12 protein-coding genes are annotated in these 14183 nt (G+C 60.1%); all 12 read right to left on the bottom strand.

The window, feature by feature from the left end:
• Positions 1-195 precede the first annotated feature (195 nt).
• Positions 196-1629, bottom strand: coding sequence for an aldehyde dehydrogenase family protein (locus tag VL202_RS10770; RefSeq protein WP_325464107.1), 1434 nt, complete (start codon positions 1627-1629; stop codon positions 196-198).
• Between the two features lie 468 nt (positions 1630-2097).
• Positions 2098-2244: a hypothetical protein gene (locus VL202_RS10765; protein WP_325464106.1), complete on the bottom strand. Its 147-nt coding sequence runs from the start codon at positions 2242-2244 to the stop codon at positions 2098-2100.
• 175 nt (positions 2245-2419) lie between these two features.
• Positions 2420-3337 carry a transglutaminase family protein gene (locus tag VL202_RS10760; RefSeq protein ID WP_325464105.1) on the bottom strand — a complete coding sequence of 306 codons (918 nt, stop codon included), beginning with the start codon at positions 3335-3337 and terminating at the stop codon, positions 2420-2422.
• 411 nt (positions 3338-3748) lie between these two features.
• Positions 3749-5068, bottom strand: coding sequence for an extracellular solute-binding protein (locus VL202_RS10755; protein WP_325464104.1), 1320 nt, complete (start codon positions 5066-5068; stop codon positions 3749-3751).
• Between the two features lie 93 nt (positions 5069-5161).
• Positions 5162-6007, bottom strand: a complete 846-nt coding sequence (locus tag VL202_RS10750) for a carbohydrate ABC transporter permease (protein ID WP_325464103.1) — start codon at positions 6005-6007, stop codon at positions 5162-5164.
• Positions 6007-6939, bottom strand: coding sequence for a sugar ABC transporter permease (locus tag VL202_RS10745; RefSeq protein WP_325464102.1), 933 nt, complete (start codon positions 6937-6939; stop codon positions 6007-6009). The genes VL202_RS10750 and VL202_RS10745 overlap by 1 nt, the downstream gene beginning before the upstream one ends.
• A 1-nt stretch (position 6940) precedes the next feature.
• The gene (locus VL202_RS10740; protein ID WP_325464101.1) at positions 6941-8032 is read right to left on the bottom strand and encodes a sn-glycerol-3-phosphate ABC transporter ATP-binding protein UgpC; all 1092 of its coding nucleotides are present in this window, start codon (positions 8030-8032) and stop codon (positions 6941-6943) included.
• A 210-nt stretch (positions 8033-8242) separates the two neighbouring features.
• A complete protein-coding gene (locus VL202_RS10735; RefSeq protein WP_325464100.1) occupies positions 8243-9754 on the bottom strand; it encodes an alpha-N-arabinofuranosidase in 1512 nt (503 codons plus the stop codon).
• Positions 9755-9870: 116 nt separating this feature from the next.
• Complete coding sequence (locus tag VL202_RS10730) at positions 9871-10797, bottom strand: ArsR/SmtB family transcription factor (protein ID WP_325464099.1); 927 nt, start codon at positions 10795-10797, stop codon at positions 9871-9873.
• Between the two features lie 110 nt (positions 10798-10907).
• On the bottom strand, positions 10908-12176 hold the full coding sequence (locus tag VL202_RS10725) for a glycerate kinase (protein WP_325464098.1): 1269 nt from the start codon (positions 12174-12176) through the stop codon (positions 10908-10910).
• A gap of 6 nt (positions 12177-12182) precedes the next feature.
• Positions 12183-12497 carry a Dabb family protein gene (locus VL202_RS10720; RefSeq protein ID WP_325464097.1) on the bottom strand — a complete coding sequence of 105 codons (315 nt, stop codon included), beginning with the start codon at positions 12495-12497 and terminating at the stop codon, positions 12183-12185.
• Between the two features lie 9 nt (positions 12498-12506).
• On the bottom strand, positions 12507-14162 hold the full coding sequence (locus VL202_RS10715) for a GMC family oxidoreductase (protein ID WP_325464096.1): 1656 nt from the start codon (positions 14160-14162) through the stop codon (positions 12507-12509).
• Positions 14163-14183: the final 21 nt, after the last annotated feature.

The following is a 14183-nucleotide window of genomic DNA, read 5'->3' as shown; positions in this document are numbered from 1 at the left end:
TTACAGCGCCCTTTGCGCATCAGATTTGACGCGCGGCGTTGTGGCGCAATGGGCTGCATGCCCTGCGACTGCACCGCAGCTGTCAGAAAGGTGCCGCCGCAAACAGCGACTTATCCTGATAGGAACATGAGAATTGTTGAAGCAAGCAACCCCGCGGTCCATCGAACACGGGGTTCATCAGGTTGCCAAAAAGGCTCAGGCCGCGTCAGGCCGATGCACGGTCTTGACTTCAAGGAAATCCTCAAGCCCGAACATGCCACCCTCACGACCATTGCCGGACTGCTTGTAGCCACCGAACGGGCTGCCGTAACGATGCGGTCCGCCGTTGATATGCACCATGCCGGCGCGAAGGCGCGAGGCGACGCGTTCGGCACGCTTCGGGTCGCCCGTCTGGACATAAGCTGCAAGACCGTAATTGGTGTCGTTGGCGATCTCGATCGCCTCCTCCTCCGTCTCGAACGGCATGATGGCGAGCACCGGGCCGAACACTTCCTCGCGGGCGATGCGCATGGTGTTGTCGACATCGGCGAAAATCGTCGGCTTGACGAAATAGCCGGTCTCGAAGCCTTCCGGCTTGCCGGCGCCACCGACGAGGACACGCGCGCCTTCGGCAATGCCGGCCTCGATCAGCGCCTGCACCCGGCCGAACTGTACGTCGCTGACCAGCGGGCCGATATGGCTGCCTTCATCGGCCGGATTGCCGACCCTGGCTTGCCTGCCGACACGTGTGGCGATCTCGACGGCCTTGTCATAAACCGACTTCTGCACCAGCAGACGGGTCGGCGCATCGCAGGACTGGCCGGAATTGTTGAAACATTCCAGAACGCTGCCGGCGACGCGATCTTCGAGGTCGGCATCCTCGAAAACGATGTTCGGCGATTTGCCGCCCAGTTCCAGCGTCACGCGCTTGACGGTATCGGCCGCATCCTTGCTGACCGCGATACCGGCGCGGGTCGAACCGGTAAAGGACATCATGTCGATATCCTTGTGCTTGGAGAGTGCAGCACCGGCATTCGGGCCATCGCCATTGACGAGGTTGAACGTGCCGGCCGGGAAACCGGCCTCGTCAACCATTTCCGCGTAAAGCAGCGCATTCAGAGGCGTGAACTCGGACGGCTTCAGAACGCAGGTCGAGCCGGTCGCAAGCGCCGGCACGACCTTGAGCGCGATCTGGTTGATCGGCCAGTTCCAGGGCGTGATCAGGCCGCAGACGCCGATCGGTTCGCGCAGCATGACGTCGCCATTCGGCAGGACCTCGCGCATGTGCACGCGCTTCAGCGCATCGATGAAACCCTGAAGATGACCGACACCGACATCGGCCTGCTGCTCCGTGCTCATGGTGATCGGCGCGCCGAGTTCCATGGTGATCGTCTTCGCCATCTCGTCATAGCGGCGCTTGTAGATGGCGAGCAGCTTTTCCAGAAGCGCCAGCCGTTCCTCGACGCTGGTGCGGCTGTAGCTTGCAAACGCCTTCTTGGCGGCGGAAACGGCCCGGTCGGTATCGGCCGCCGTGCCCATCGAAATCACCGCGATCGGCTTTTCCGTTGCCGGATTGAGGACTTCGAGATCGTTGGCGACCAGCGGAGCGACCCATTCGCCGTTGATGTAGAACTTGCGTTTGTCGAGCATGCTTCTTGTCCTTCCCGTCAGATCGTCTTCTGTTTTTCGTTCAGCCAATCGGTGATCAATTGGCGGTAGCGTTGCCCGCTGAAGCCTGGAAAATCGCCGCCATGCACGATGCGGGGGAAATTTTCAACAGGCGCTCCAGGCTAGATAGTCTTCGGCGTCGGAATGAGGATTCGCCGGAGAACGGAATTTCGGTCGCCTTTTCCGAAAGCGCAATACCCCCGAGAAATGGGCGGACATTCGAATGGCCTCGAAGACACGGTCACCGAGGTCGATCCAGGATCAGCCAGCGTGTTCCGGCGAGTCGGATTGGCGAGGAAGCCGACCTTGGCGAATGCACGGCGCGGCGTTCGAACGCGTGAAGCAGCCTATGGCTCGACATGCCCCCTGACAGACGAAAGCCCTGATTCCGTCGGGAACCAGGGGCTTGATGAAACGATCGTTCAGCAGCTTTTCTTGCCGACCCGGATCTCAGATCGCGCCGCAGACGAGCGCGGAGACGAAGAGGAAGGCCGCAGCCAGTGCGGCGGCCTGCGCCGCGATATTCCAGGAAAACTGTCCCGGCTGTGTGCCGTAGGCTGCCGGGCGATTCTGCATGACTTGTTTCGAACCTTGCATATTGTCCTCCAACAGAGTTGTTGCAGATGTCCTGCCGCCTTTTCGGCCGCAGCGTCTTTTTGTGTTCTCCGATATTTTCCATCAAGTTTATAGATATTATTTTCTGCATTGTGCGCCATCTGGGAAAAAAGCGACCAGACGGCGTTAGGCCAGCACCATTAACGCGGGTTCGGCCTTAATGTTCCTGCTCGTGCTGTCTTTCCTGCAGAAGCCGCGACCACTGCTCGCTGAACCACGGCGTCAGCAACGAAACATCGCCATGGCGGTGCGGTTCCGTGAGAGCGCCATCGGCCTCCTTCGAGGTCCAGACCTTGAACGTGGTCAGTTCATGCTTGCCGAAAGTCTGGATCAGCGGAATGTCAGCAGCATCCCGCCCTCGCGCCACGACGATCCGACCGATGCGGGGCACGTTGTGGCGGGCATCGAACGTGTACCAGCGATTTCCTATATAGACCTCGAACCAGGCATTGAAATCCATCGGCGCCGGATTTCCCTCGACGCCGATATCGCCCATATAGCCGTTGACGTAACGGGCCGGCATGTTCATGCAGCGACAAAACGTGACGGCGAGATGCGCGTAGTCGCGGCAGACGCCGACCCGCTCTTCATGCGCCTCCATGGCGGTGCGCAGCGTGGACGTATAGCCGTAGCTGAACGTCAGCCGTTCGTGAACATAATCGCAGATCGCCTGGACCCGCGCCCAGCCCGGCTCGATATCGCCGAATATCCGCCAGGCCAAGGCGCCGAAGCAATCGGTTTCGCAGTAGCGGCTGGCGGAAAGATAAGGCAAACATTCGGCGGGAAGTTTTTCGACCGCTACCGATCGCGCCGCGAGATTGACCGGGTCGGGCCGGCCGCTGTCGCGTATCACGGCGTCGTAGCTGAGCTTCATGCCGCCTTCCGGAACGACCATGCGCATGCAGGTGTTGCCGAACGGATCGGTGATCTCACCCATCTTGATCACCGGATCGGCGATCGGGCCGCGCTCGCTGACGATATCGGCACGCCTTGCGCGATCCACCGACAGATAAGTCATCATCGGCGTCGGCTGGACGCAACTGACGCCGATCTCGTATCCGAACCGTATGAACATCCCGACCTCCCTCAGACAAAGCCGGAACGGGCTTCCGGCATGTTTGTTCCGGCGTCAGGCATGGAAATTGAGAGACGCAAACAGGTCACTGACACAGGAAAGCATACCGTGACGCGGACGCGGGCTTCGAGCCGCATCAAGGCCCGCATATCGCAGGCCATACGCTTACACAGGAGGCATGGTCACCGCGGGATCAAGCCCGCATGACCGAAGGCTCGACGGCCATAAGCACATTTGGCGAGCGTAACGAAAACAGCCGCAACAAGGATGATTCCAGGCCGATTTGCGGAAACACGCAACGTGACCGATGCAGCCGCTGACGCGATGCGGTCTCCGACAGTTGCTGTCGCGACAACGCAAAAGGCCTGCCGCGTTTCCGCGACAGGCCCTCGTTTTTCCGGCATTCGATTTTTACAGGTTTTCCAACAGCTCGTTGACACGGCTTTCCGCGTCCTTCAGGGCTGCATCGACTTCCTTCTGACCGCTGATCGCAGCGCTCATTTCTTCGCCGATAATGTCCTGGATCGCGAACTGGCGCTGGACGGCAGCGGGAAGCGGCTTGCCGAGATCGGCGACGGCAGCAACCGTGTCACGATGCGGCAGGGCCTTGAACGCATCCGAGGTGATGACGGCCTTGTAGGCCGGCAGGTGACCGGTGCGCGACCATTCGAAATCGTTGTCGGCGAAGAACTTCAGGAATTTGCCGATGCCGGCAACCTCTTCCGGCGTCCGGTCCTTCTGCGACACGGCCCAGGTGTGGCCGTCGGCATATTGCGCATGCGCACCGCCGAAGAGCTGCGGATACGGATAGACGGCATAACCGCCCTTGTTGAGCGCGGTGCCCGCCGTTTCGGACTGGGCATTGTAGTCGCCGATGACCCAGGTGCCGTTCAGCTGAACGCCGCCTTCGCCGGCCAGAAACGCATTGATCGCGCCACCGTAGTCGAGATCCTTGGTCGTATAGTCCTTGTCGAAGATCGCCTTGTACAGCTCGACGACCTTCCTGGCCTCCGGCGTGTCGAGCTTCACATGCGTCGGATCGGCGAAGAAATCGGAATCCTGCTGGAAGAGATAAGTGTAGAGGTTGCGGGTAAAGAGTGCGGTTTCGTTGGCCAGGTTCTGGACGAAATAGGGTTTGCCCGTCTTCTGCTTGAACTGTTCCGCCTGAGCCAGAAGCTCCTCCGGCGATGTCGGCAGGACAGGCTTGCCGTCTGCGCCGACGAGGCCGGCCTGCTTAAACAGGTCCAGGTTGATGTGGTAGAGCATGGTCCAGGTGTCGATCGGCAAACCGTAGATCTTGGCGTCCTTGGTGGCGCCGTTACGGGCAGCGTCCGTAAAACTGTCCGGCGTGATGCCGACCGAATTCAGGACGTCGTCGAGCGGCAGCAGAAGGCCCTTGGACTGATAATCGGAGAGTACCGATTCATGGATGGTGACGACATCCGGCGCGTCGCCGGAGGCAAACTGCGCGGTCAACTGGTCATAACCCGGCCATTCGACGGTGGTCACCGAGACATGCACATCCGGATTGTCGGCGTTGAACTTGTTGATCAGCGAAGTGATGATACCGCATTCGCCAACGGCTTTTGTCACATCGGTATTGGTGCCGAAATCCGCGTCGCAGGCGCCGAAAAAGCGCTGCACCGTCAATTCGGTCGCCGCGAACGACGAACTCGCGACCATCATGGCGCCGGCCGAGACGGCGGCAAACAGTATGTTTTTCAAGCGCATTTCAGTTCCTCCTACTGAGTTCCCGCCATTCCTCCTGGAGTGACGTCATGCTTCTTCAACCGCCCTGGCCTCTCCCGCCGTCGGGCAATGGCTTCATCGGACCGCGGCACCCGAGACGGCGGTAACGATGTATTTCTGGAAAAAGAGATAGACGATCAGGATCGGCGCCCCGGCGAACACGGCCTGTGCCATCAGGAAGCCGATGCCCTGGGACTGGGCGAAATTGACCTGCGTCGATGCAATGCCGACCGTCAGCGTGAACATCTCCTTCTTGGTCGCCGAGATCAGCGGCCAGAAATAGTCGTTCCATGCACCCAGGAAGGTGAAGATGCCAAGTGTGGCTTGCGCAGGCACCGTCAGCGGCAGCAGGACCTTCCAGAAGATGCGAAAGCGGCTGGCATTGTCGAGCATTGCCGCCTCGTCCAGTTCCCTCGGGATCGCCCGGAAATACTGGGTCATCAGGAAGACGCCGAAAGCGCTCGACAGCCCGGGCAGGATCAGCCCGTGATAGGTGTTGTGGAAGCCGATCCAGCTGAAGATCTGGTGGCGGGCGACAAGCACCGCCTGCTCCGGCACCGCAAGGCCGAGAAGCACGATGATGAAGAGGACATCGCGGCCAGGAAAATTCAGCCGGGCAAAACCATAGCCCGCCAGCGACGACAGGATCAGCGTGAAGAACGTCAGGCCGCCCGCGACAATCAGGCTGTTCAGAACCCAGCGGAACACCGAGGACGTGCCGACCGTGTTGACGTAGTTCACCAGGGTGAACGGCAGGCGGAAGACCGAGTTGGGATCGACCATCAGTTCCTGGTTGTTCTTCAGCGACAGCGCCACGACGAAGAACACCGGCGCCACCATGACGATAGCCAGCAGGATAACGAGACCGAGCAGCACGCGATCGCCGAAAGCACGACCCTTGATGGCTGGATTGACGCTCATCAGAGTTCTCCCTTGCGGCGGGTGACGAGGTACTGCGCCATGGCCGCGATGAGGATCAGGATGAACAGGATTTCCGACGCGGCGGCACCCAGACCCAGATCCCAGCGGCGGAAGGCCGTGTCGTAGATATAGAGAACGATCGGTTTGGTGAGGTTGTTCGGACCACCGCGCGTCATCAGCCAGGGCTGTCCGAAAAGCTGGAACTGCAGCACGATCTGGATGATGATCACGAGCACGAAGGTGCGTTTGATCGACGGCAGGGTGATCGACCGCAGCGTCTGCCAGCGGTTGGCGTTATCGAGCGCTGCGGCCTCGTAGATATCCTGCGGGATTTGCTGCAGCGCCGACAGGAACAGCATCATCGGCAGGCCGATGCACCACCAGATCGTCGCGATCGCGATGCCGATCATGGCGAGGTCCGGGTCGGATATGAAGGATGGCGCGGTTGCCCCGAACCAGCCATAGACCAGCGACAACAGGCCGTTGTTCGGAATATAGACGATGCGCCAGATCAGCGTGACGATGGTGACCGAGAGTACCGAGGACGAAAAGAAGATCGTTCGCAGCACCGCCGCCGAGCGTGTCCGCCTGTTGAGGCTGAGCGCCAGGAACAGGCCGATCAGCGCCAGTGCCGGCACGGTCAGGGCGACAAAATAGAAGGTGTTCCAGATGGACTGCAAAAAGACCTTGTCATGAAACAGCCTGATATAATTGCCGAAGCCGACGAATTTGCCTGTCGCGAAAGTATCTGCCTTGTGGAACGAAAGCCAGATGCCCCACAACAGCGGAAACACCAGCAGCGTCGTGAAGAAAAACAGGTAGGGTGCGACGAAAATGAAATTCCGCCATTTCGGCGCATAGATATCGGCGCTGGGAACTCTGACGCCGGCGGCCGGCGTCGCGGTCTGCGCAAGCGTCAGTTGCTCGGCCATGTCAGACCCCTCTCGCATGCCAGGCATGCCCGGCATCGTTGAAGAGATGCGATTTGGTGCCATCGAAGGCGAGGCCGACACGATCGCCGACCACAACCGGGCTATTGCCTGCGGCAGAACCGACGATCTGCTGACCATCGGCAAGGCGCGCGTAAACCAGCGTCCGTTCACCCAACCGCTCGAGCACATCGACCACGCCCTCGGTGGTGCCCTGCCCTGTCGGGGCGACGCGGACATCTTCCGAGCGAATGCCGAACGTGTATTTGCCATCAGCCAACTGATTGGAGCCGATATCGGTCTCGACCGAAACGCCACCGGCGAACCGGGCAATGATGTTGCCGCCAGATCTGTCCAGCGTGGCATCGACGAAGTTCATCGCCGGCGAGCCGACGAAGGTCGCGACGAAACGGGTGGCCGGCCGGGAGTAGATCTCCATCGGCGTGCCGATCTGCTCGATCTTGCGGTTGTTCATGACGACGATGCGATCGGCGAGCGTCATCGCCTCGATCTGGTCATGGGTGACGAAGATCATCGTCGATTTGACGCGGTGACGAAGCTGCGCAAGCTCGACACGGGTGCGAACCCGCAAGGCGGCATCGAGATTGGAGAGCGGTTCGTCGAACAAAAACGCTTTTGGCTCCTTGACGATGGCCCGGCCGATGGCAACGCGCTGACGCTGGCCACCGGAAAGCTGTCCCGGCTTGCGGTCCATGAGATGGCCGATCTCCAGCATGCGGCCGGCCTCAGTGACACGGGCCGAAATGACATCGGCGGCAACACCGATGTTGCGCAGCCCGAAGGCCATATTGTCGGCGACCGTCATATGCGGATAGAGCGCATAGGACTGGAACACCATGGCGATGTCGCGCTGTCCGGGCGGAAGATTGTCGATGCGCTGGCCATTGATGGAAATCGTGCCTTCGTCGACGCTTTCCAAGCCCGCGATCATCCGCAGCAATGTCGATTTCCCACAGCCGGACGGCCCGAGAAACACCATGAATTCATTGGGATCGATGGACAGCGAAAGATGGTCGATGACCGTCACTGCGCCGAAACGCTTGACCACGTCCTTGATCTCGATATGCGCCGTCACGTCAACCTCCCTTGCCGTGATGGAACGGTTCCGGCCTGGTGCAGCGGCGCAATCGCCTGCCAAGACCAGTCCGGCCATTCCTCGGATTCTGCGGTCCTCGACCTGATCTCCCCTCCGGCCTCGGCGCCCTTTCCGTGGCGTCGAGTATCTCCGAAATGAAGCTCAAGTCAACATTCATGATATATATCAATATATTTGATATACTTGTCTTCAGACTTTTACCCGGATGACCTGATAGGACAGCGGCGGCAGGGTAACCGAGACCACGTCGCCCTTGACGGACGCACCCGTTCCCTTGCGCGGAACGACATTGTCAGGCTTTTCAGCCGTGTTGACGGCGCGCAGATCGGCATGCGTCATGATCTGGTGATCGAAAATCTCGGCCTTTTCGAAACCAGCCAGGCTAAACTCCGCCTCGATACTATCAGTCAGATGACGATTGACGGCAAAGAACGTGACGATCCCACCTTCGGCATCATGGACGCCAGAGACATCGACGAAGGGCACCTTGTCGGCGACCGGAGCATCATAGGTCGGCGAATTGACCGCAAGATTGAGCGCCGTGCCACGACCGAAGACCGAGGCGAAATAATAGGGGTAGAAGATCGTCTGCCGCCAGGCGGCACCATTCGGCGCGGTCATGATCGGCGCGATAACGTTGACCAACTGCGCAATGCAGGCGATGCGCACGACATCGGAGCGACGGATGAAGGTGTTGAGGATCAGGCCGACCTGCAACACGTCCTCGAAATTGTAGATGTCTTCCAACAGCGCCGGGGCATGCGGCCAGCCGTGATTGCCGGCGAGCAGCGCCTTGTCCTGTTCCTTGGAATGATACCAGACGTTCCATTCGTCGAAGGAGATATAGACCTGCTTCTTCGAGCGTTTCTTCGCCTTGACATAGTCGATGACCCCGGAAACGGTGGCGATATAATTGTCCAGCTCGACGTTCTGGGCAAGATAGCTCGCCGTGTCACCTGCCCGGTTTTCGAAATACATGTGCAGCGAGATGTAATCGACCTCGTTGTAGGTATGTTCGAGAACGGTCGCTTCCCATTCCGGATAGGTCGGCATATGGGCGTTGGACGAGCCGCAGACGATCAGTTCGAGCGAACTGTCGAACGCGCGCATCGCCTTTGCGGTCTCATGAGCCAGCCGACCATATTCGTCGGCCGTCTTGTGGCCGATCTGCCAGGGGCCGTCCATCTCGTTGCCGAGGCACCAGAGCTTTGTGTTGAACGGCTCGGCGCGGCCATTGGCGATGCGCATGTCGCTCCACTTGCTGCCGCCGGGGTGATTGACATATTCGAGGAAGTTGCGGGCTTCATCGAGACCGCGCGAGCCGAGATTGACGGCGAGCATCATTTCCGTACCGACGCTGTCGCACCAGTCGGAAAACTCGTGAATACCGACCTGGTTGCTGTCCGACGTGTGCCAGGCAAGATCGAGCCGCGTCGGGCGATCCTCCTTCGGGCCGATGCCGTCTTCCCAGTTATAGGCCGAGACGAAATTGCCGCCGGGATAGCGAACGACCGGAACCTTCAATTCCTTGACGAGATCGATGACATCCTTGCGCATGCCGTTTTCATCGGCGGTCGCGTGATCCGGTTCGTAGATACCGGTATAGACGGCACGGCCCAGATGCTCGATGAAGGAGCCATAGAGGCGCTCATCGATCTGCGAAATCACATAGTCCCGGTGCGCGACAACGGAAGCCTTCACGGTCTGCCCTCCCAAAAATGATCGTCTTTTGTGATATTAATCACTTTTGTCGATAATTAAGAGGAACGCGACATGAACGTCAAGTATGATAATTCAGAAAATCGGGTTTATATCCATTATTTCGTTTTCAAGCGCATGACGATGTCCTGATCGTAATTGCCGAAACCGCGACCGAAGATATTGATCCCGCCGGGATGCTTGGCATCTTCACGCACCGCGATGCGCAGCCGGATTGAATGATGCTCCGAAAGCTTGAGATCGCTCAGCGCAATATCGGAAATCTTCAGACCGTCGATATAGGTGCCATCGGCCGCAATGCGCCAGTTTTTCAGCTTGCCATATTGCGAGCCCTTGAGCTTCCACCAGTCGGGCGTGAAGACACCGCGCTTGTCGCCGTAGTCACCCGGAGATGTCCAGGTCGCGGTATCGACGCCATTAACGGAAAGGGTGATGTCGGAGGGCCAATCGGCGCTGGTGCCGGGCACTTCCGAACTCAATTCCATTGCAAATTCAATCTCTTCGATCTGCGTGTTGGTGAGCCGCGCATTGTTCGGGAACTGATATTCGACATAACCGCGGGTGAACCAGATCAGCCCCGCCTTCATCCGGTCGGGATCGAGAAACGTATCCGGCACATCGAGCAGGCCGATGATTCCATCGACGGAACACAGACCGCAGGGGCCGGTAACCTCGCAGCTCGTATAGAGTCCGAGTGGCATCGCAACCTCGATACCGCTGGATTTCAACGCCTTGATATCGTCCTTGAAGACGACCAGAACCTCGTCGAAATTCGAATAGCAGATCTTCTGGTTGCCCTTGCGTGCCTTGTGCGATTCTGTCCGGATCAGCCCCGCCTCCTCCAGAATGGCGACATTTGTCGACACTGTGGACTGCGGAAGCCCAAGGGTTTCGGCGATTTCGTTGACGTTTTGCGGGCCTTTGACATGCAGGAGCTTGAGCATCGCGATCCGGGATGTCGAGGCCAGCCCCTTGAGAACCGCCATTCCCTCTTCCGGATCGATCACTAGAAAATTTCGGCTCATCTTCTATTCCCGCTCAACGCGCAGCTCCACCAGCAAAACCAATTAATATCAAAATGAATGATATGGTCAACGGCGCTGTGTGAGCCGTGGTTTTCAAACCACAGGCTTGATCACAGGATCAGCAAGGCACGCAGATCGTTGACATTGGTGCCGGTGGGACCGGGCACGAACAGGTCGCCGCTGGCGTTGAATGCACTCCAGGCATCATGCCGGGCGAGATGGTCGCGGGGATCGGCGCCAGCGGCGCGCATGCGGGCAACTATGGAGGCATCGGCAAAGGCACCGGCATTGTCTTCCGAGCCGTCGATCCCGTCGGTGTCGGCGGCGAGTGCGTGAATGCCGTCGACACCGTCGATATCGAGCGCGAAGGACAGGAGGAATTCGCTGTTGCGGCCGCCCTTGCCATAGGTGTCGCCCGAGATCGTCACCGTTGTTTCGCCGCCGGACAGGATGACCAGCGGCTTCTGGAATGGACGGTTGCGCAAGGCCGTTTCCTTGGCGATCGCCGCATGCATGCGACCAATATCGCGCGCCTCGCCCTCGATGGCATCAGATAGAATCACTGCTCCGACCCCGAACGTCCGTGCCCTCGCCGCCGCCGCATCGAGGGAGACGCTCGCCGATGCGATGACGTGATGGGTCATATTTGAGAAAACGGAGTGATCAGGGCGCGGAGCGACCGCCTGCTCGGAGGCGAGATGGCGCATGACCGCTTCCGGCAACGCCATGCCATAGCGGGCAACGATCGCCAAGGCGTCCTGCGGCGTCGAGAGATCCGGAATGGTCGGGCCGGAAGCGACGAAGGCGGGATTGTCGCCCGGCACATCGGACACGATCAGGCTGACGACGCGAGCGGGATGAGCGGCAAAGGCCAGCCGTCCGCCCTTGATGCGCGATACATGCTTGCGCACGACATTCATCGCCGAGATCGGTGCGCCGGAGGCGAGAAGCGCTTTGTTGACCGCAATCTCTTCGGCAAGGGACAGGCCTTCCGGTGGCGCGGGCAACAAGGATGAACCACCACCCGAAATCAGCGCGACGACCAGATCATCGGGCGTCAGCCCCTCGACCAGCCGCAACAATTCCGCCGATCCGGCCAAGCCCGCCTCGTCCGGCACCGGATGCGCCGATTGCAGCACGCGGATGCGCTTGCAGTCCGCGATCGGCCCATGCCGCGCGACAACCGCACCTTCCAGCGGTCCGTCCCAGAGGCTTTCGAAGGCGGCCGCCATCTGGCTGGCCGCCTTGCCGGCACCGACGACGATCGTCCGCCCCTTCGGCTTTGTCGGCAGGTGGGCGCGGATTGCCATCAAGGGGTCAGCCGCCTCGACCGCCGCCTTGAACAGGCTTGCTAGGAAGTCCCTGGGATCAAGCGTCATGCGCGGTCAGCCTGCGATGTCGAAATCATAGACAAAGAGGCCATCGACGCCGCCTTCCGCCGCGGCGACGATCCGGCCACCGGCCTTTTCATGCGCGGGATGGACGAGATAGGCATCGCGCGCCGCCGCATCCTTGAAATCGATGATGAAGCCGGAATTGTAACCCTTGCCGAGCCCTTCGGGGCTAACATTCGGTCCGATCTCGACAGACAGGTAGCCCGGGACGAGCGGCTGCAGCGCCGCGATATCGCCGAGGATCGAGGCGCGTTCAGTAGCGGAAACATCGGCCTTGAAGCGAATGAAGACACAATGGCGGATCATGTGGAACTCCTATCGGATGTCGGCGCGCGCACGCGGCCGCTGGTCGTTGCGTTCATGAGAAAAGACCATCGCCGGCAAGGGCTGCCGGTCGCGGATGATGTCGGAGCCCTTCTCGCCCATCATGATCGTCGGCCCGTTGGTATTGCAAGAGGGAACGCGCGGCATGACGGATGAATCGCAGACGCGCAGGCCCTGCAAGCCATGCACCCGGAGATCGAGGCCGACGACCGCGTCGGCACCGGTACCCATCTTGCAGGTGCCGACCGGATGGTGATCGGTCTTGGCATTGGCGCAGCCATAATCGAACAATTCATCATCGGTCATCACCTTCGGTCCCGGCAGGCGCTCGGCCATGATATAGGGTTTGAGCGCATCCTGCTGGAAGATTTCGCGGGCGATCTTCAGCCCCTCCAGCGACATCTTGCGGTCATGCGGATCGCTCCAGTAGTTCGGGTCGATCAAAGGTGCGGCCGCCGGATCGGACGATGACAGCCGCACCGTGCCGCGCGAACGCGGATGCAGATAGGCGGAATTGAGCGTCACGCCGGCATTCTTCAGCTTCTCGACGCCGGCCTCGATGCCGGAGCCGAGCCCCAGATGGAACTGGATATCGGGCGAACGCGCATTCGGATCGGCATACCAGAAGCCGCCGGTCTCGAACAGCGACGACGCGACCGGGCCTGAACGGAACAGGACATATTGCAGGCCAGCCCAGAGCGTCCGGTGAAGCTTGGCGACGCCGTCATAGGTATGATCGCCGGTGCATTCGGAGATGACGAAAAGATCGAGATGATCCTGCATGTTGGAGCCAACGCCCGGCAGATCATGCCTCACCTCGACGCCGACGGAGCGCAGGTGATCGGCCGGACCGATGCCGGATTGCTGCAGCAGTTTCGGCGAACCGATGGCGCCGGACGACACCAGCACTTCGCGCTCGGCCCGGATGATTTCCGGACCTGCCGAGGTAACAACTTCGACGCCGACAGCCCGCGTTCCTTCCAGGACGATCCGCGTGACGCGCGCGCCGAGGCGCACCGTCAGGTTCTTGCGATCGCGGATCGGATTGAGATAGGCGAGCGATGCCGAGGAGCGGCGGCGGTTGCGCTGGGTCAGTTGATAGAAGCCGACACCGGCCTGCTGCCTTCCGTTGAAATCGTGGTTGTAGGGAATGCCGAGTTCCTGGCCAGCGCGTATATAGGCGTCGCAGATCGGCAGACCGGAGACAGGCATGGAAACACCGAGCGGCCCGCCATAGGAATGATAGTCGTCGGCGAAACGCTGGTTGTCTTCCGAGCGCTTGAAATAGGGCAGCACGTTGCGATAGTCCCAGCCGGTGCAGCCGTCTTCGCTGGCCCAGAGATCGTAATCGGCGGCATTGCCTCGCGTATAAAGCTGCGCATTGATCGAAGACCCGCCGCCGATCACCTTGGCCTGCGTATAGCGCAGCACGCGGTTCTTCATGTGCTTCTGCGGCACGGTTTCCCAGCCCCAACTGGCGACACCCTTGGTCATCTTGGCAAAGCCGGCCGGCATATGGAACAGCGGGTTCCAATCGCTGCCGCCCGCTTCCAGAAGCAGCACCTTGACCTCGGCATCTTCCGTCAGCCGATTGGCCAGCACGCAACCGGCAGGTCCGGCACCGGTGATGATGTAGTCGTAGCTCATGTCGCAGTCCTCAAAATCCAA

Origin of the sequence: Pararhizobium sp., assembly GCF_035497515.1 — a bacterium.
Classification (GTDB): Bacteria; Pseudomonadota; Alphaproteobacteria; order Rhizobiales; family Rhizobiaceae; genus Pararhizobium.
Note: the sequence above shows the minus strand (reverse complement) of the source record. Positions and strands in the feature narration are given on the sequence as shown.